Annotated in this window: 18 protein-coding genes; all 18 read left to right on the top strand. The window is 56.6% G+C overall.

Annotation, left to right across the window (positions count from 1 at the left end):
* Nucleotides 1-3: 3 nt before the first annotated feature.
* Nucleotides 4-1,179 carry a lipid-A-disaccharide synthase gene (lpxB, locus tag RBR25_RS06545; RefSeq protein ID WP_432818741.1) on the top strand — a complete coding sequence of 392 codons (1,176 nt, stop codon included), beginning with the start codon at nt 4-6 and terminating at the stop codon, nt 1,177-1,179.
* Nucleotides 1,180-2,925, top strand: coding sequence for a lipid A export permease/ATP-binding protein MsbA (msbA, locus tag RBR25_RS06550; protein ID WP_432818742.1), 1,746 nt, complete (start codon nt 1,180-1,182; stop codon nt 2,923-2,925).
* Nucleotides 2,926-2,930: 5 nt separating this feature from the next.
* Entirely contained in the window at nt 2,931-3,614 is a 684-nt protein-coding gene (locus RBR25_RS06555) for a lysophospholipid acyltransferase family protein (RefSeq protein WP_432818758.1), read from the top strand.
* Nucleotides 3,598-4,887 carry a 3-deoxy-D-manno-octulosonic acid transferase gene (locus RBR25_RS06560; protein ID WP_432818743.1) on the top strand — a complete coding sequence of 430 codons (1,290 nt, stop codon included), beginning with the start codon at nt 3,598-3,600 and terminating at the stop codon, nt 4,885-4,887. Before RBR25_RS06555 ends, RBR25_RS06560 begins: the two co-directional genes overlap by 17 nt.
* A 4-nt stretch (nt 4,888-4,891) precedes the next feature.
* Nucleotides 4,892-6,133 carry a tetraacyldisaccharide 4'-kinase gene (gene lpxK / locus RBR25_RS06565; protein WP_432818744.1) on the top strand — a complete coding sequence of 414 codons (1,242 nt, stop codon included), beginning with the start codon at nt 4,892-4,894 and terminating at the stop codon, nt 6,131-6,133.
* 22 nt (nt 6,134-6,155) lie between these two features.
* A complete protein-coding gene (gene waaF, locus RBR25_RS06570) occupies nt 6,156-7,175 on the top strand; it encodes a lipopolysaccharide heptosyltransferase II (RefSeq protein ID WP_432818759.1) in 1,020 nt (339 codons plus the stop codon).
* Nucleotides 7,172-8,218 (top strand): lipopolysaccharide heptosyltransferase I, encoded by a 1,047-nt coding sequence (gene waaC / locus RBR25_RS06575; RefSeq protein ID WP_432818745.1) that lies wholly within the window; start codon nt 7,172-7,174, stop codon nt 8,216-8,218. The genes waaF and waaC overlap by 4 nt, the downstream gene beginning before the upstream one ends.
* Nucleotides 8,215-9,054, top strand: a complete 840-nt coding sequence (locus RBR25_RS06580) for a lipopolysaccharide kinase InaA family protein (protein WP_432818746.1) — start codon at nt 8,215-8,217, stop codon at nt 9,052-9,054. The genes waaC and RBR25_RS06580 overlap by 4 nt, the downstream gene beginning before the upstream one ends.
* Entirely contained in the window at nt 9,051-10,193 is a 1,143-nt protein-coding gene (locus tag RBR25_RS06585; protein ID WP_432818747.1) for a glycosyltransferase, read from the top strand. Before RBR25_RS06580 ends, RBR25_RS06585 begins: the two co-directional genes overlap by 4 nt.
* 107 nt (nt 10,194-10,300) lie before the next feature.
* Complete coding sequence (locus RBR25_RS06590) at nt 10,301-11,449, top strand: glycosyltransferase family 4 protein (RefSeq protein ID WP_432818748.1); 1,149 nt, start codon at nt 10,301-10,303, stop codon at nt 11,447-11,449.
* Nucleotides 11,450-11,462: 13 nt separating this feature from the next.
* Nucleotides 11,463-12,491: a class I SAM-dependent methyltransferase gene (locus tag RBR25_RS06595; protein ID WP_432818749.1), complete on the top strand. Its 1,029-nt coding sequence runs from the start codon at nt 11,463-11,465 to the stop codon at nt 12,489-12,491.
* On the top strand, nt 12,488-13,516 hold the full coding sequence (locus tag RBR25_RS06600; protein WP_432818750.1) for a glycosyltransferase family 4 protein: 1,029 nt from the start codon (nt 12,488-12,490) through the stop codon (nt 13,514-13,516). The genes RBR25_RS06595 and RBR25_RS06600 overlap by 4 nt, the downstream gene beginning before the upstream one ends.
* Complete coding sequence (locus RBR25_RS06605; RefSeq protein WP_432818751.1) at nt 13,513-14,658, top strand: glycosyltransferase family 4 protein; 1,146 nt, start codon at nt 13,513-13,515, stop codon at nt 14,656-14,658. The genes RBR25_RS06600 and RBR25_RS06605 overlap by 4 nt, the downstream gene beginning before the upstream one ends.
* A gap of 1 nt (nt 14,659) precedes the next feature.
* A complete protein-coding gene (locus RBR25_RS06610; RefSeq protein ID WP_432818752.1) occupies nt 14,660-15,457 on the top strand; it encodes a lipopolysaccharide kinase InaA family protein in 798 nt (265 codons plus the stop codon).
* Entirely contained in the window at nt 15,454-16,215 is a 762-nt protein-coding gene (locus RBR25_RS06615) for a lipopolysaccharide kinase InaA family protein (RefSeq protein WP_432818753.1), read from the top strand. The genes RBR25_RS06610 and RBR25_RS06615 overlap by 4 nt, the downstream gene beginning before the upstream one ends.
* Before the next feature lie 224 nt (nt 16,216-16,439).
* On the top strand, nt 16,440-17,216 hold the full coding sequence (locus tag RBR25_RS06620) for a class I SAM-dependent methyltransferase (RefSeq protein ID WP_432818754.1): 777 nt from the start codon (nt 16,440-16,442) through the stop codon (nt 17,214-17,216).
* Nucleotides 17,217-17,288: 72 nt separating this feature from the next.
* Nucleotides 17,289-18,518, top strand: a complete 1,230-nt coding sequence (locus RBR25_RS06625; RefSeq protein WP_432818755.1) for an O-antigen ligase family protein — start codon at nt 17,289-17,291, stop codon at nt 18,516-18,518.
* Nucleotides 18,518-19,096, top strand: coding sequence for a D-sedoheptulose 7-phosphate isomerase (locus RBR25_RS06630; protein WP_432818760.1), 579 nt, complete (start codon nt 18,518-18,520; stop codon nt 19,094-19,096). The genes RBR25_RS06625 and RBR25_RS06630 overlap by 1 nt, the downstream gene beginning before the upstream one ends.
* The last annotated feature ends 279 nt before the right edge of the window (nt 19,097-19,375 follow it).

Genomic DNA, 19,375 nt, shown 5'->3' on the forward strand with positions numbered 1-19,375 from the left:
TTCGTGTATTTCGGAGATAAGAAACGCAAAGCCCTGATCGTTACCGGTGAAGCTTCGGGGGATCTCCACGGCGCCGGCCTCATCCGGGCGGCGGCCGCCATGGATCCCGAGCTGACCTTTTTCGGGGTCGGCGGGGCGCGGATGCAGGCGGCAGGGTGCGAAATCCTGATCCCCGGCGAGTCGATTTCGGTGATGGGCCTGGTCGAGGTTATCGGGCATTTTCCGGTGATCTATCGGGCCTTTCAGCGGCTCAAGAGCATTCTCCACGGCGCTGATCGTCCCGATGTGCTGATCTGCATCGATTTCCCCGATTTTAACCTGCGCCTGGCCCGCGAAGCGAAACGGGCGGGAATTCCCGTCCTCTATTACATCAGCCCTCAGGTCTGGGCCTGGCGGCGGGGGCGGGTAAGGAAGATCGCCCGGGTGGTCGATCGCCTGGCGTCGATTCTTCCCTTCGAACCGGATTACTATCGCGGACTCGATATCGAGGTCGAGTTTGTCGGCAATCCGCTTTTGGAAGAGGCTCAGGTTCACCAGGAGCGGGGAGATTTTCGCGTCGCCCATGGGTTGATGGGGGAGGGGCCGGTGCTCGGACTCTTTCCCGGCAGCCGCCGCAACGAGCTGCGCTACAATCTGGGTGCCATGCTGGCCACCGCCGAGGCGGTGCTGCGCGAGGAGCCGGGCGCCCGTTTTTTTCTGCCGGTGGCGCCCTCCTTGGGGCGGGTTCTCATCGAAGAGTGCCTGTCGGGTTCGGCTCTGCCCGTGACCTTGGTCGAGGAGAGTATCTATGACGTGGCCAACGCCTGCGACGCGGTCCTCTGCGTCTCCGGCACGGTGACCCTGCAGGTCGCTCTGGTCGGCACGCCCCTTGCCATCCTCTACAAGATGGCGCCTTTGACCTATGAAATCGGCCGGCGCCTTGTCAAAGTTCCCTTCATTGGGCTGGTCAACATTGTCGCCGGCGAGAGGGTGGCGCGGGAGTTCATTCAGCAGGAGGCTTCCCCGGAGAAGCTCGGCGGCGAACTGCTGCGGATTCTCAGGGACAAGGAGTATGCGGCGCGCATGCGTGAGCAGCTCTCCCGGGTGCGGGAAAAGATGGGGGAGCCGGGCTGTTCCGGCCGGGTGGCGTTGATGGCGTCGGAGATGAGCCGGGGGATCATCCGCAGGGGGCGAAGCTAAGTGAAGGAACGCCAGTACCAATCCTATCGCCGGCTGCTGCGCTATTCCCGGCCCTACGTTTGGCGCATTGCCCTGGCGATGGTCGCTTCCCTCGGCGTCGCCGGTTCGGACGTCGCCCTGGCCAAGCTGGTGGAGCCCTTCATCGATCAGGTGATTGGCGCCCGGGACTACGCCCTGGTCAACCTGGCGCCCTTTATCGTCATCGGTCTTGCGGTGATCAAGGGGGGATCCCGCTATGTGCAGGAATATTACATCAAGACCGCCGGCCTGCTGGTGGTGCAGGATATTCGCAACGACCTCTACCAGCATTCGCTCTCGTTGTCCCTCGGTTTTTACTCCCGCTCCTCCACCGGCTCCCTCATGTCCTGCGTGCTCAACGATGTGGGGATTCTGCAACGTTCCGCCGCCGATGTGCTGGTGGAAATCGTCCGCGAGGGCTCGACCCTCATCGGCCTGACCGCCCTCGCTTTCTATCAAGACTGGCGGCTGGCGCTTCTGGCCTTTTCCGTGCTCCCCCTCTCCGTCGTCCCCGCTACCGTCATCGGCCGGCGGATCAAGGACAATACCCGCAAGAGCCAGGGGGCGATGGGCAATCTTACCGGGGTTTTGCAGGAGAGCTTTTCCGGGGTCAAGGTCATCAAGGCCTTCGGCAGCGAAAAGGTCGAGGAAAAACGCTTCTTCGATGAAAATCTCCGTTTCTATCACTTCATGCGCAAAGCCCTGAAATACGACTCGGCCTCGGCGCCGATGATCGAGATTCTCGCCGCCTTCGGCGTCGCCGCCGTCGTCTGGTACGGGCTGCATCGGGTCCTCTCCGGAGAGACCAGCCAGGGGGAACTCCTCTCCTTCGTCGCGGCCATCGGCATGATGTACGGCCCCCTGAAAAAGCTCACCAAGATCAACAACAACGTGCAGCGGGCGGTCGGTGCGGCGGAACGGGTCTTCGACGTCCTCGATGAAAAAGTCGAAATCAAGGATGCCCCCGATGCCGTCGATCTGGGCCGGGCCCGGGGCGAGGTGAGCTTCGAGCACGTCGATTTCGCCTATGACGACGAGTTGGTCTTGAAGGATTTTTCCGTCACCGCCTCCCCTGGCGAGGTGGTCGCCATCGTCGGCCCGAGTGGCGCGGGGAAATCGACCCTGGTCGGGCTTCTGGCCCGTTTCTACGATCCCCGTGCCGGTCGGATTCTCGTGGATGGGGTCGATCTGCGACGGATTTCCCAGAAATCCCTCAAGGCGAATATTGCCTATGTCGATCAGGAAACCTTTCTCTTCAACCGCTCCATCGCCGAGAATATCCGCTACGGTCGGCCGGAAGCCTCCGATGCCGAAGTTTCCCGTGCCGCTCGTCTTGCCTTTGCCGAGGAATTCATCGACCAGACCCCCGACGGCTACCGGACGGAAATCGGCGACCGCGGGGCGCGACTTTCCGGTGGCCAGCGGCAGCGGATCTGCATCGCTCGGGCCCTGCTCAAGGATGCGCCGATCCTGATTCTCGACGAAGCAACCAGCGCCCTCGATACGGAGAGCGAAGCCATGGTCCAGAAGGCGCTTCTCAACCTGATGGAAAACCGCACGACCTTCGTCATCGCCCATCGCCTGTCGACGGTCATGCATGCCGACAAAATCGTGGTTATGTCCGATGGCGAGATCCGACAGGTGGGCACCCACGGTAATCTTCTGCGTCAGGGCGGGCTTTACAAACGTCTTTACGACATGCAGTTTCAGGAGCCGCCTGAGCTTTGACCAGCGTGCGCGAAAAATATCTGAAACCCGTCCTCGATGGGCTGCTGCTTAACGTTGCGCCGCGTCTGGCGGCGGTCGTCATTCGCCTGCTGCGGCGCAGTCTGCGCGTCAACTTCATCGGCGAGGAACATCCCCGAGCCTATTGGGACAAAGGGGAAATGGTGATTCTCGCCTTCTGGCACGACCAGTTGTTGCTCATGGTCGAGGGCTATCGCGGTCCCGGCGCACGGATTCTCATCAGTGCTTCTAAGGACGGCGAACTCATTGCCCGGACCATGGAGCAGTTCGGGCAGGGGGCGGTGCGTGGCTCCTCCAATCGCGGCGGCCGCCAGGCTTTCCGTGAACTGGTGGAACTGGCCAAAGAGCCCTTTGATCTGGTCTTCACTCCGGACGGACCGAAAGGTCCGCGCCATCAGGTCAAGGAAGGAGTCGTTCAACTGGCGCGGATTTCCGGGCGGCCGGTGATCCCCATGGCCTTTGTCGCGAGTTCCGGCCACCGTTTCGCCTCCTGGGACCGGTTTCTGTTCCCTTATCCTTTTGGTCGGGGAGTCTTTGCCTTCGGTCCGGCGCTTCTTTTCGAAAAAGGGGAGGAGCCCGAGGCGTTCCGTCTGCGTCTGCAGGCGGCGCTGGAGGACAACCATCGCCGGGCTTGCGCCTGTCTGGAGGATTACGGTGTATCGGCTGTATGATCTGGTGCTGCTGGCTTCGGCGGCGGTTCTGATTCCCTACTACCTTTATCGGGGATGGCGTCGGGGCAAGGCGCGGCGTGGTATCCGCGAGCGCCTGGGCTTCTATACGGCGGGGCAACTCGCCCAGGTCGCCGGGCGCAAGGTGCTCTGGGTGCATGCCGTCTCCGTCGGCGAGACGCGGGCGGCGGTCCCCCTGCTCAAGCGCCTTAAGAGCCTCTACCCCGAACACCTGCTGGTTCTTTCCAACGTCACCGAAACCGGCCGGCAGATCGCCCGGGATCTGCGCGAAGTCGATCTCTGCCTCTTCTTCCCCTTCGACCTCTCCTGGGTGGTCAATCGGGTGTTGCGCCAGGTCCGTCCCGATGCTGTTATCATCGTCGAAACGGAAATTTGGCCCAACTTTATCCACGGCGCCAGCCGGGCGGGAATCCCGGTGATTCTGGTGAACGGGCGGATCTCCGATCGCTCCTTCCCCCGCTACTGTCTTGCCCGCAGACTGATCGTACCGATTCTTGAGCAGATCAACGCCTTCTGCATGCAGACCGAACTCGACGCGCAGCGGATCGTCACCATGGGTGCCCGCTTGGAGCGGGTTTTGGTCACCGGCAATCTCAAGTTCGACATGCAGGTTCACCCCGTTGACAGCGCCGAGCGGGAGCGGTTGTGGAATACGTTCCATCTGCCGCCGGGTGCCGTCGTCTGGGTGGCGGGGAGTACCCACCCCGGCGAGGAGGAGATCATCGTCTCGGTCTACCGGGAGCTGGTGGTTTCAGGGGAGCCGCTTTTTCTGATCCTCGTTCCCCGTCATCCCGAACGTTGTCGGGCCGTGCGGGAGATGCTTGTCGGGCAGGGGTTTGGCGTTGGTCTGCGCAGCGCTTTGGAGGAGAGGCGAAGCCCCTTTCCCCCCGGCGAGATTCTGCTGGTCGACACCCTGGGCGAGATGCTTACCTTTTACGCTTTGGCCGATCTGGTCTTCGTCGGCGGCAGTCTGGTGCCGGTGGGGGGGCACAACGTCCTCGAAGCTTCGATTATGGAAAAGCCCGTTGTTTTCGGGAGTTACATGCATAACTTCAAAGAGATTTCAAGCCTGCTGCTGAGTGAGGGAGCGGGATTGATGGTCGACGACCGGCTGGAGCTGCTGGGCGCGGTCCGGCAACTGCTGGCGGATGCAGCGCGGCGCACGGCCATTGGCCGGGCCGGGGCTGGGTTGCTTGAACGCAACGCCGGGGCCACCGACAAAACGATGGCGGTCATCGACCGTCTGGTCCCCTGAATCGATGCGCACGCTTCTTCAGTGGTATCGTCCGGTCTGGACGCAAGGGCCGCGCACTCCCGCGCAGCATCTTCTCTATCGTTTCCTTTCGCCCTTGAGCGAGCTTTACGGCTGGGCAGGGCGGGTCCGGATCGCGTTATATCGGCGCGGTCTTCTGCGTTCCTACGATTTTCCCGTTCCGGTCATCTCTGTTGGCAATCTCGCCGTCGGCGGGACTGGCAAGACTCCCACCGTTGACTGGGTGGCCCGTTACTGTCAGGCGCGGGGGCGGAAAGTGGCGGTGGTCAGTCGCGGCTACGGCGGTCGCGGCGCCGGTGCGGTTGCTGTGGTCAGCGACGGACGGCAACTTCTCCTTTCCCCCGAGGTTGCCGGCGACGAACCGGTGTTGCTTGCCCGCCGCAATCCGCAACTGGTCGTGGTGGTTGCGCCCCGGCGCGCGCAAGGGGTACGGGCGGCTATCGTGGAACTCGGCGCCGAAATGATCATCCTTGATGATGGTTTTCAGCATTGGGCGGTACGGCGCGAACTCGATATCGTTCTGCTCGACGCGAAACACCCTCTGGGTAATGGCCGGGTTTTGCCGGCGGGTTTGCTGCGCGAATTCCCCGAGGCGTTGCAACGGGGCGATCTCTTCATTCTGACCCGGGCCGCTGAAGAAGTTTCTACGCTGGTTCTGCCGGGGCCGGTCCTGACCAGTCGCCATGGTCTCGCCGACCGGGTGACGGCGCTGGGCGGCCAATCCTTTTCCCTCGACGAACTGCGGGGCAAACGTCTGGTCGCCTTCGCCGGTATCGCCGATCCCGAGGCCTTTTTCCACGATCTGCGCGCCAAGGATTTGATCTTGAGTGAAACCCTGGCTTTTCCCGACCATGTGACGTACAATCAGGCTGAACTGGCTCGGATCAACGCCGCTGGTGGCGAGGCTCTGCTGACCACGGAAAAGGACGGAGTCAAGCTGCGCGCCGATGATTTTACCGTTCCTTGCTATCAGGTGCCGCTGGAATTGATTTTTGATCGCCCCGAGTTGCTGACCGCCTATCTCGACCGCTTGACGGCCAAGGAGAGAACCATGCCCATCAAACAGGAACTGCTCGATATTCTCGCCTGCCCCCAATGCAAGGGGGCGGTGCGACTGCGCGACGACCGGCAGGCGCTGGTTTGCGACGCCTGCCGTCTGGCCTATCCGATTCGCGATGACATCCCGGTGATGCTCATCGATGAAGCGGAGAAAATTGGTGAGGAGTGAAGGGTGAGGGGTTTTGTTGAAGGTGATTGAGCCCCAGGATATCCGGCGGATTCTGATCCGCTCCACTAACTGGATCGGTGATGCGGTCATGACCACCCCGGCGATGGGCGTGGTCCGTCGTTTTTTTCCCGACGCCGAGATCGTGGTGGCGGCCAACCCGTTGGTGGCACAGCTCTTCAGCTATCATCCCGATTGCGACCGGGTACTGGTCTACGACCGCCAAGGAGCACATCAGGGCCTAGGGGGATTTCTCAGGTTCGTCGCTGAGCTGCGGCGCGAGCGCTTCGGTCTCGCTATCCTTTTGCAGAACGCTGTCGAGGCGGCGATCCTTGCCACTCTGGCGGGGATTCCCCGGCGCGCCGGGTATCGCACCGACGGCCGTGGGTTGCTGCTCAGCCACGGGGTTTCCGTCGGCGAAGCGGAAAAACGCCTGCATCACACCGACTATTACCTGCGCATGCTTGCCGGCGTGGGGATCGTGGGCGAGGCCGGCCCCCTGCACCTGGCTTGTACCGCCGAAGAGATCGCCCAAGCTGAGGCGCGGCTCGGCGAAGGGGAGTGGCTCGCCGTCAACCCCGGGGCCGCCTATGGTTCGGCGAAGCGTTGGATTCCGCAACGCTTCGCCGAGGTCGCCGACCGGCTGGCCGAGGCCCACGGCTTGCGGGTGCTGCTTACCGGCGGCCCCGGCGAGGTGGAGATCGGCCGGGACATCGAACAGGCCATGACGCACCAACCGCTCAATCTCATCGGCCAGACCCGGGTGCGGGAGATGATGGCTCTCCTTTCCCGCTGTCGGTTGATGATTACCAACGATTCCGGACCGATGCATGTCGCCGCCGCTTTCGGCGTGCCGCTGGTGGCGGTCTTCGGTCCCACCGATCACACCACCACGTCGCCTTTGTCCGAGCGGGCGCGCATCGTCCGCAAGCCCGTCGATTGTGCTCCCTGCCTGCTGCGCCAGTGCCCCACCGATCACCGCTGCATGGAAGCGATCGAGGTGGCGGATGTGCTCGCCGCTGCCGAGGAACTGCTGAAGCGATGAAGGTGCTTATCGTCAAGATCAGCGCCCTGGGGGATGTGGTCCATGCCCTGCCGGTTCTGGCTTATCTCAAGAGTGCCGATCCAGCCGTGGAAATCGACTGGCTGGTGGAAAAATCCTTCGCGCCGCTTCTCCAAGGGCATTCCCTGATCCGCCGGGTGCATGCGCTGGAGATGAAAGCCTGGCGACGTCAGGGCTGGAAGCAGGCCGTCGCCGGCACCCTCGGGGTGATCCGCGCCCTGCGCCGGGAGCGTTTCGATCTCGTCCTCGACCTGCAAGGCAACAGTAAAAGTGGCCTATTCACCCTGCTTTCCGGCGCGCCGCGGCGGGTTGGTTTCGCCCGGGACGGCGTCCGTGAGTGGCCCAACCTCCTTGCCACCAATCGCCGCGTACCCTTGACCGCTGCCGATCATCACGTCAGTGCCCGCGCCCTGGCCTTGGCCCGGGCCGGTCTTCCCGGCGGCAGCTCCGCCCCCTTGGCCGGACCGCTTCCCGTCGATGCGCAAGCCCTGGCAAAGATCGAGGCGCTGCTGGCGGAAGAAGGGCTGAGCCAAGGGCCTCTGGTGGTGCTGCATTACGGCACCACCTGGACGACCAAGCTCTGGCCCCTCGCCTCCTGGGAACACTTGGCCGCGCATCTCGCGGAGCGGGGCATCCGCCCAATCCTGACCTGGGGCAACGACGAGGAACGGCAAGCGGCTCAATCGATTTTCAGTGCAAGCGGCGAACGGGCGGTGATCTGGCCCCGCGGCAATCTCAAGGAACTGGTCGCCCTGTTGAGTCGGGTCGATCTGGTCGTCGGCGCCGATACCGGTCCGGTGCATATCGCCGCAGCCGTCGACACTCCGACCGTGTCCATCTACCGCGTCACCGACGCCAAACGCAACGGCCCGCGTGGCGAGAAGCACGTCCGCCTGCAAGTCGCTCTGCCCTGTTCCCCCTGCCTCAAAAAAGCCTGCGAGCGCGATGCCGAGTGCGGCGGGCGGATCACCGTCAAGCAGGTGCTTGACGCGGTCTTAGCCCGGTTGGGGATGGAAAAATCATGAGCCGGATGCTCCAGTGCGGAAAAATCGAGGTGGAAGCCGACGTTCTGCCGCTTCTGGCTGTGAACGGGTTGAGCCGGTTTCGGGATTTCATGGATTTCGCCGGCGGCAGTCACGTCTGTCACAAGCGTGGACGCTCGGTGTACCGTCTGCAACTGGGCGAACAGGCCTTTTATCTCAAGCGCAACCGTTTTCACTGGGTCGAGTTCTGGAAAAGCCTCAGTCGTGGCAAGTGGCCGCCGCGGGGGGCGCTGATCGAGTGGCGCAACATCCAGGCGGTGCGGGAGGCGGGTATTCCTACTGTGCCGCCGATGGCCATGGGGGAATGCGCCATTCTCGGACTCGATCTGGCCTCCTTCACCCTGACCGAAGAGCTCTACGACGCGATTCCGCTCGATGCCGTGCTCAAGAAGGAGTTCATATCTCCTCTCGCACCAGCGGCGCGCCAGGAAAAACGCCGCCTGACCCTGGCCTTGGCGGACCTGGCGCGCAAGCTTCACGGTAGCGGCATGTACCACCAGGATTTTTACCTCAGCCACTTTTACCTCGGCCCTGCCGGCACCCTCTATCTCATCGACCTGCAACGGGTCGGGCGCCGGGCCAGGGTGCCGGGGCGGTATCGGGTCAAGGATCTGGGACAGCTCAACTATTCCGCCGATTTCACCGGCGGGGTCTCGCGCGCCGATCGCATGCGCTTTTTTCTGGCCTATCTCGGCAAATGCCATCTGTCCTCGGCCGACAAAGCTCTGGTACGAAAAATCATCAGCAAAACCCGGCGCATTGCCCGACATGACGTGAAACTGGCGGTTCGAAGGCGTAGGCGGGGAGAGAAACCTTGAGTTCGCCGATGATTAACGTGTTATTGATCGTCAAGCGCTACAGCGGTGACTACGCACTTGTGAACGAAATGGCGCGGCTGGATGAACAGCGCTTTCGCTGTGTCGTCTGTTATCTGAGCGGGGAGCGGGATGGAAAAAATTCCCTGGATGACCGGATCACGACCTACTATCTCGGCCTGAAAAATAACGAAATCTCCCCCTGGAACAGCAGGGCGCGGAAACTTCTTGTCGATATTTTCGATAAAGAACAAATCCATGTGGTGAATTGCCACCTGCAACGGACCATCGGTCTCACCGTTGCAGCCGCCCGCATAGCGCGCCGACCTCCCAGATTGTTGGCCACCCTGCATGGGCTGGGGAGTGCCGACTCCTGGAAGCGCCGGTTCGGCAACTGGTTTCTTTATCGCCGTCTCGACAGGGTGATTGGTGTCTCCGAAGGCGTAAGACAGGACATTCTGCGAAAGAACTGGGGATTGAAGCCGGACAAAGTTGTCACTATCCATAACGGCATCGATCCGACTCCTTTTCTTGCCGATATTTCCAGAGCGGCCGCCCGGCGCGAGCTGCTTCCCAATGGCGGTGACGGTTGCTGGTTCGGCACCTTGGGACGGCTTAGCGAGGTGAAGAATCAACGAACTCTGCTGCGTGCTTTTGCTCGAGTGGTGGCGGTCAAGCCGGAAGTTCGTCTTTTTCTGGGCGGGAGGGGAGAACTTGAAGGTGAGTTAAGGATTCTCGCAAAATCATTGGGACTTGCCGAGCAGGTTGTTTTCCTCGGATTTCGTCGGGATGTTCCGTTGGTCTTGCGGGCCTTGGATGTTTTTGTCCTCCCTTCGTTGCGCGAAGGTCTCCCTTTGTCACTGATGGAGGCCATGTGTTCTGGTCTCCCCGCTGTGGCTTCCCGTGTCGGGGGTATTCCTGAATTATTTGGTGATGCCGAGATCGGGGCACTTGTTGACCCGAAGGATGAAGCATGTTTGGCGGAAATGATGCTTTCTCTGGCTAGTCTTTCCTGCGAGGACCGTTCGCGTCTTGGGAGTAATGCCCGGGGTAAGGTTCTCACTCACTTTACCGCCAAAGAGATGACCAGTAAGTATGCGACTATTTATGCGGACATCTATGAGGCGGGACATTTCGGCTAGCTTTTTGCCCTGTGTGGAATCGTTATGACGACGCCCGATTCGATGTGGTGTTTCGTTGCCAGTCAGGTTTCGTCTACACCGTTCCCCGCCTGTGGCGGAGAGAGGTCTTGAGTTCGCCAATGATTAACGTGTTATTGATTGTTAAGCGCTACGGCGGGGACTACGCGCTTGTGAACGAAATGGCGCGGCTGGATGAACGGCGCTTTCGCTGTGTCGTCTGTTATTTAAGCGGGGAGAGGGATGGGAAAAATTCGCTGGATGACCGGATCACGACCTACTATCTCGGCCTGAGAAATAACGAAATCTCCCCTTGGAACAGCAGGGCGCGGAAACTTATTGTCGATATTTTCGATAAAGAACAGATCCATGTGGTGAATTGCCACCTGCAGCGGACCATCGGTCTCACCGTTGCCGCCGCCCGCATAGCGCGCCGACCTCCCAGATTGTTGGCCACCCTGCATGGGCTGGGAAGTGCCGACTCTTGGAAGCGCCGGTTCGGCAACTGGTTTATTTACCGCCGTCTCGACAGGGTGATTGGTGTCTCCGAAGGGGTCAGACAGGACATCCTGCGGAATAATTGGGGACTGCAACCGGACAAAGTCGTCACTATTCATGATGGCATCGATCCGGCCCCTTTTCTGCAACTTCGTGATAAAGAACATCTCAGGCAAGAACTCTTTCCGGACATCCACGCCAAGTTCTGGTTCGGTACGGCCGGTCGTTTGTCTAAGGTTAAAAACCAGTTACGTCTCTTAGAGGCTTTTCGACGTTGCCTAAGGAGTTGTTCTGAAAGCGTACTGTTGCTCTGCGGGGACGGGGATGCCGAACGGGAACTCAAAGAACATGCTCTGTCTCTGGGGATTTCGGAGCGGGTGAGGTTTCTCGGGTTCCGTCGGGATATTGATCAAGTGCTTGCTACCTTGGATGTTTTTGCACTACCTTCGTTGCGGGAAGGGTTTGGCCTGGCTCTGGTCGAGGCCATGTGCAGCGGAGTGCCGGTAATCGCTTCGCAAGTTGGGGGTATTCCGGAAATTTTTGGCGAGACGCCGGTAGGGGAATTGATCGATCCGGAAAACACCGAAAGTCTGGCTGCGGCAATGATTCGAATGACCAAACTGTCCGATGCTGAACGAAAAGTACTGGGGGAAGCTGCCAGAACCCGAGTTCTTGAGAATTTTACTGCTAAAAAGATGATCGGGCAATACGAACTGTTGTATGAAGAAGTTTGCCGGACGTTACTTCCGCGCTGCGATTAAACAAGGGATAAGAATGTCGGCATCTGAGTTAAAGTACGAACTGGAAACCGTTCCCTGTCCTCTTTGTGGTTCGGCAGATTACGATATTTACCTTGCACAGGCCAAGGAACTCTACAACGGTCTCGATGTCCGGTTCGATGTGGTGCGCTGTCGCGAGTGTGGTTTCATCTACACCAATCCCTGTCCCACGGCGGCGACTATCGGCTGTTTCTATCCCGATTCGGCTCAATACTATCAGCCCAAAGCGAACCGGATGACAGTGGGGAACTGGTCGCGCAAGGGTTGGAAAAAGGCTTTGCAGCAGGCGGTTCTGGCCCGCCGCTTTGGCTACTTGCTGCCCCGTTTGGCGGCGCCCTTTGAGCTGATCGCCTCGACGTTTTGGCGCAAGAAGTTTTGTCTGGCCCATGTACCGCATTTCGTTGCGAATGGCCGACTGCTTGATATCGGCTGTGCTTGGGGCGGCTACCTCGGACGGATGCGGGAACTCGGTTGGGAGGTGCATGGAATCGAGCTCAACGCCGAGGCGGCGCGTCATGCCCGTGAGGTGTTGGGCCTGACCCAGGTACGCGCCGGTTCTTTCGCCGACCTCGATTACCCGGACGGTTTTTTCGACGTGGTGCACATGAGCATGGTGCTCGAACATCTCCATGATCCCGGCGAGGCGCTGCGGCGGATCCATCGCCTGCTGCGGGCCGATGGCCAGCTGATCCTGTCCGTTCCGGATATCTCCGGATTCGAAGCCCGCCTGTTCAAGGACAAATGCTACACCTTGCAGGTTCCCCAGCATCTGAGCCATTTCTCTCCGAGGACCGCGACTCTTTTGCTGCGCCGGACGGGATTCACTGTGGAGGAGATCATTCATCAGAAAGCCAAGCGCGATATCATTCAGTCCGCCGCCTATCTGGAAAATCGGACACTGTCTCGATTGCTCGATAGCTCTCTGGTGCGAAGCCTGATCCTTGGTCCGCTGGTGGCTGTGCTCGCCGCCTTGGGGAAAACCAGCCGCATGAGCATCTTCGCCCGCAAGGAGCATGTTTCGTGAGTGATAATGCCCTTGCCGGCGGGACACTGCCCAGGCAAATTCTTTTTCTCGTACCGCGGCTCGACAAGGCCAGTACCCGCTACCGGATTTTGCAATATCTGCCGGCCTTGGCCGAAGCGGGCATCCGCCATGAAATTCGCGCCGTTTCCAAGGTCGCGCGTGACTGGCTCCGATTGCTGAAACAAGTACGGGCCGCCGATGTCGTCTTCATCCAAAAAAAACTCTTTTCGGCCTTCGAGATCGCGTTGCTAAAAAAACTGAGCCGACGCCTGGTCTACGACTTTGACGATGCGGTCATGTTCAAGGACAGCCTAGCGAGTGATCGTCAGCATGCCCGCCAGCGGCGTCGCTTCGCCGCGACCGCTCGCCGCGCCGATCTGCTTATCGCCGGTAACGGTTATTTGCAGGAACAGGGACTGGCCCTGGGGCGGCCGACGGTTCTCATCCCCACGCCGCTGGATATGGAACGCTATTTGCCCAAGACTCGGCAAGCTTCCGGCAATGAGGTGGTTCTGGGTTGGATCGGCAGCCGAAGCACCCTCAAATATCTTCGCGACATCGCGCCGGCCCTGGAGGAATTAGGTCAACGACTGTCCAATCTCCGTTTGAAAATCGTCGCCGATGATTTTTTCGATCTCGACCATCTGCCGGTAATCAAAAAAAACTGGTCGGCGGCGGACGAGATCGACGACCTCCACTCCTTCGATATCGGTCTGATGCCCCTTAACGACGACGTCTGGACCCGGGGTAAATGTGGTTTCAAGTTGTTGCAGTGCATGGCGGTCGGTCTACCGGTGGTCTGTTCCCCCGTCGGGGCCAATCGAGAAATCGTCACGGATGGCATCGAAGGATTCTGGGCTGTGCGACAGGAAGAGTGGGTAAAAAGACTGGTCACCCTGGCTGGCGACGCCGAGTTGCGTCAGACGATGGGGAAGAGGGGCCGGGATAAGGTTTTACGGCGTTATTCCCTGCAGGCGAACATCCCGGTTCTGCTTCAGGCGCTGCGAGACAACAAGAGCACATGAAAATTGCTTTGGTCAGCCATTCCTTTTCCCTATCCCACGGCGGGCTCGAACGCTTTTCGGTGAATCTGGCCACTGCCCTCCATGCCGAAGGGCACGAGGTCCACGCCTTTGCCCAGCGTTTTGCCGATCTCCCCGCCGGGGTGACCGAGCACCGCTTGGAGGTGCCGCGCAAACCCTCATTTAGACGCATTTTCGGATTTCATCGCAGTGCCGTCCGCGCTGTTCAAGGTCACTCCTTCGATGTTGTTTATGGCCTGGCGCGTTTTGCCCCCCTGGATGTCTATCGGATGGGGGACGGGGTGCAGAAGCACTGGATGCGTATTCGCTATCCTTTCAGCCCTTGGCGCTGGCTTAATTATCTGATCAATCCCACGCATCTGTGCAATCTCTATCTGGAGCGCCGCATTTTGTCGGGCCGGGATTGTCGGCGTATCGTTACCAACAGCCACCTCTGCGCCGAACATGCGCAACGCTATTATGGGGTTCCCCTTGATCGCATCGACGTGGTCTACAATGGCGTCAATCACCAGATCTTCAATCCCAAGACGATGGCCGAACTCAGAAGCGAGGGTCGGCGCGAACTTGGATTGCAGGACGACGATCTGGCGCTCCTGCATATTTCCAACAACTGGCCGCGCAAAGGCCTGAGTGTTTTGTTGCGGGCGGTCGCTTTATTGGGAGACCAGGGTCGCCATCTGCATATCCTCGTGGTTGGGCGAGGCCGTCCGGCGCCTTTTCGTAAACTGGCCGGGCGCCTGGGACTTGCCGACCGGTTGCATCTGGTTGGCGAAACGACCCAGGTGCAGAGATATTATGCCGCTGGCGACCTGATGGTTCTGCCGACACTATACGACCCCTTTTCCAACGTCTGTCTGGAGGCGATGGCCTGCGGTCTGGCGGTCGTCACCACCGCCGAAAACGGGGCGTCCGAACTGATTCGCCTAGGGGAAAATGGGTATGTCCAGAAAAATCCTCGGGATGTTCAGGAGTTGGCGAATTGTCTCGGCCAGTGTTTGAACCGGGAGGCGCTCGCCTCCATGGGGGCGGCGGCGCGGACCACCGCCCTTCCTTTTACCCGGGAAAAGAACATGAGGGAAACTCTCGCGGTCTTTTCGCGAGTCCTCCAGGAAAAGCAGAGCTGACGTGATCACCGGCAACGATTCTCCCTCCATTCCTTCCCAGAGATTGAATGAGTGGCAGAGCAAAGCCCTGCGCTCCCTCGGTTCCAATGCTGAGTTTGTTCGGGAAAAGTGCCACGGATTTCTGGTTCTGCGACAGCACTCGCCCATGGCTTTGGCGGCTCTTGAGGAACTGCTTCCCGATCCCGACCGGCTTTTTCATGAGGCGTCTATTCTCAAACCGGGGAGTCGCACCCATGCCGGGGTGGTGGAGATTGCCGGCGTGAAATTTGTGCTCAAGCGTTACAACTGTCGCGGCTGGTTCTATCGTCTTGGTAATGCCCTCCGCCGCTCCCGGGCCCTGCGTGCCTGGCTGGTCAACTGGGACTATCTGGTGCGCGGCCTCCCTGTTCCGGTGCCGCTGTTGTGCCTAGAGGAGCGCCGCTGGCGGTTACTTGAACGTTCCTATGTACTTATGGAATTTGTCGAAGAGGCCTTGACCCTGCGGGAACGTTGGGCAGGACTGGCTGAAAAAGAAAAATTTGAATTTGTGGAATCCTGTGGCGAAATGATGGGTCGGATGCATCGGACGGGCATGCTCCACGGTGATCTGAAATGGGATAATATCCTTGTCGGCGGAATCCCATCGCGGGATACCGCGAGGCTTGTCGATTTGGATGGGAGTGTTGCGCTGAAGCGTTTCAGCTTTCGACGCGCGCGGAAGGATTACGATCGGTTCCTCAAGGATCTGCGCAAACATGAAGGCGATGACGCTTTGCTCGATCATGCCGTGCGGGCGTGGAAGAGGGGCCTGGCTCGATGATTGGCGACCCATTAGCGGCATCGTATCGTCAACGCCGCGGCCCGTTTGTCGCGTATTTCGCTACCATTCCGGAATATAGCGGACTTCTAGAGCTTTTGTTGCCCGATCCCGACCATCTTTTTGCGTCAGGGGAAAGTGTCGTTTCGCCTTGGCAAAGCGTGGCAACGGACAAGGTCGTGATTGAATTTGCCGGCCGCTCCCTTTTCCTCAAACGCTATAATTGCCTCGGCGTCGGCTATCGCATAAAAAATATCTTCCGCGCATCCCGCGCTCTCAAGTCCTGGCGGGCCGGCTGGCAGTTTCTGGAACTGGGAGTGCCGACGCCCAAGCCGCTCGCCTGTCTGGAAGAACGCCGCTTTCGCCTGCTCGGCCGCTCCTATGTGCTTTTTGAACAAATCGACAACGCCGTCAGCCTGCTTGATGCCTGGCCCACATTTACCGGTGAACGACGACGGAATATGTTAGGGAAACTTGGCGGCTTGATCGGCCGGATGCACCGCCTCGGTCTGGTCCACGGTGACCTGAACTGGCGCAATATCCTGGTGAGACAAAGACTTTCTGGAACAGAAGCTTTTCTCGTCGATCTCGACGGCAGCCGGTTCCTCGGAAAGATGAATCGAGATGCGGCACGGCGGGATATGGACCATTTTTTTCGCGATCTGCAGCGTGTCGGTGCGACCGATGTCGAGATGCAGATTTTTAATCAAGCCTGGGGTAGCTCCTTCTCTGGAACGAGAAAAAGCCTTGTAGAAATGTAATAGGCAGATCAGGTTGCAAGTTCACTTTCGGAGCCACCTCATAGAGCCACTAAATATTTTCTGCAACTTCGGTTTCTGAGTCGTTTTTGACATTTCTGTTTCAACAACCTATCTGAAAGTTGGTCTTCGTCCAACAAGGGAGGATGAAATCTCAGTGAGCAAGTCAGTGTAACTTGGTCAACTGCGTAGGGGGCGGAAACGAAACATAACTAACAGGTGTATTTATGGAAATCAATAAGCTAACGACCAAAGAACACTGGGATGAAAATTGGGAACGGATTAAACTGCCAGCGGAAATCCGGAAAGAGGAAGCGAGCCCTCTGACTTTGGAACTAATCAAGATTTTTGAAAAATTTCTTCCAAGGCAACCAGGGTTGACTATTCTCGAAATAGGTGGGGCACCAGGCCAATTTCTCGCCTACTTTTCGAGAGAGTTTGGTTATATACCTTATGCATTGGATTACTCCGACGCCGGATGCCAAAAGCTACGTGAAAATTTCAAGCTTTTAAACCTCGATGTTCACGTTATTCAAAGAGATTTTTTTGAAGATTTGTCCGATCTTCCAAAATTTGACATTGTTTTTTCAAGTGGTTTTATTGAACATTTCATTGATTTGGAAGATGTAGTAAAGAGGCATTTGAATTTATTAAAAAAAGACGGAATTCTTGTTCTCGGAGTTCCCAATTTCAAAGGTATTAACAGGGTTATTCTCAAACAACTGGCGCCAAAGTTACTCTCTATGCATAATTTAAATAATATGGATTATAAAAACTGGGAAAGTTTCGAGACTAATCTTGGTCTTAAAACTGTTTTCAGAAATTATATTGGTGGTTTTGAACCAAGAAATTACAGAAGGTGTGAAGTAAAGAATTTAAAAAATAAAATTATACGTTTTGTGTTCAAGCCAGTAAGAATTTTCATTACAGACAGATTTCTTTTTTTAAGACGTTTCAATTCTCGTCTTTGGAGTGCTTATCTCCTTGGGATCTACAGAAAATAAAATGTTTTATTTTTTATGATTATTTAATTAAATTATAATTGATTAGACTTTTTATTTTCAGAGAAAATTAATATGTTAAAAATTAAGCTATTGTCTTTTTTGAACAAAACAATATCAAAAATTTTTATATGGTTATACATAATATTTATAGTTGGTTTTTTTGTTCTCTCTACGAGAATGCATAGAAATTATTTTTATTTATTTTTACTGATTCCTTTTTTTTTAAGTACAGATATATCATGTATAAAAAAAATAAAGTATTCTAAGATTTTTTTAGTTACATCTTTTTTTTGTATTTATATGTTTATAACTCTTTTATGGGCCAATGGAGTTAGTTTGGAATATTCATATGAATCTATTCGTAAAGGGTTTTTAGTTGTCATTTTTTTAGTTTTGACTATGGTTTTTTTTCAAAATAATTGGAATCTAGTTCCCAGATTTTTTAGATATACTTGTTTTTTAGCTGGAGTATTTTCTTGTATCACTATGGCTTTATTTTATGATACTAATCAGCTTAGTGAGCGTATTACTGGAATTGGTACGCTTGATAACCCTATAATGGCTGGTAATAGTTATGCCTTAGTGGCTTTAATTGCTTTTTTTTATTTTTTGGTAAAAAAGGAGGTCGAATTAAGGGACAAGATCAAATATTCCCTGGTAGTCGTTGCCGCTGTGATGTTTGTGGTTCTTAGCCAAAGTCGTGGGCCGCTTCTGGCATTGGCTGTGACTTTAATTTGTTGTGCTGTTGTATTCACACCAAAATATCTGTCCTGGATACTTGTCGGGTTCATCTTGCCCCTGATGACGGTTTATTTCAGCGGACTGGTCAATTTTACCTCCTTGATTACCCGGGCGGACTCTTACCGTATAAGTATCTGGCAGCAAAGTTGGGATATTTTTTTGCAGCAACCCTTCTTTGGTTACGGCTTTGGGGGGGCACGACCCGAAATTTTTATCGCAGAATCGTTACCCGCATCTCACTCGCATAATTTGTTCCTCGCGACCATGCTCGATGGGGGTGTGGTGGCTTTGGTTTTAATAGTGGCCCTTCTGGCAATTTCGATCTTCTGGTCGATCCGTTATTTTCGTGAAACTGGGGATGTTACCCTTCTTGCCTTGATGATGTTTGCTGTTTTGGGGAATCTTACCGATGGCAAGACACCGATTGCCAGTCCCAATCACCAGTGGCTATATTTCTGGTTGCCCATTGGGTTGGTCGGTGCCTATGAATTGCGCCACAGATTGGTTCGGCAACCGGAGATAGCGGTCTGTAAAGCGCCACCTATTCAGGAGCCAACGTGATGCAAGCCTTGATAAAGAACCATATTGAACAACACATCAGGACCATGGCAATGGTCGCGGACTCAATGGTCGACGACATCGAGCGCTGCTGTCAGTTGTTAACCGATACTTTGAGGCAAGGGAAAAAGATTCTGCTCATGGGTAACGGCGGGTCCGCCGCCGATGCACAGCATTTTGCCGCTGAGTTGGTGGGGCGATTTATCCTCGAACGGAGAGCATTGCCGGCGATTGCTTTGAGTACCGATACTTCCATTTTAACGGCCGTCGGTAATGACTACGGTTTTGATGAAGTTTTTAAGCGTCAAGTCGAGGCGCTCGCCGCACCGGGGGATACTGTTATCGGAATCTCAACCAGTGGTCGTTCCGGAAACGTTTACCACGCCTTGGCGACTGCCAGAACCATCGGCTGTAAAACAGTTGGCTTGCTCGGTAGAGACGGTGGCACCATCGCCGGTATCGTTGATGTGAACTTGTGTGTACCTGTAAATTTCACACCGCATATACAAGAGGCCCATGTGACTATCATTCATATCCTCTGCGACCTTCTTGAAAAACGTTTGTTTGCTGGCCTTTCTTGAATAAGAGACTGAGTATGGTCAATAATGACATGACTTCATCCGGTTCATAAGCCGAAATCCGATCATGAATAAGTCTTTGACGTCAAAAATAACGCTTTTAAACTACAATTCCATGATAGATCAGTCTGAAATCATCGAACGCGATGCCTACGCCTGAATCCGTGAGCTCTTCCCCCGTACCTCGGGTTTCCCCTTTCTGAGGGGCGAATTCGGGGGCATGAATTGTGGCGTGAACTAAAAACGGCCTCCTGGGTTCCGCTACATGCGACGATCTTTGAC

The organism is Trichloromonas sp., from assembly GCF_034006665.1.
Taxonomy (GTDB): domain Bacteria; phylum Desulfobacterota; class Desulfuromonadia; order Desulfuromonadales; family Trichloromonadaceae; genus Trichloromonas.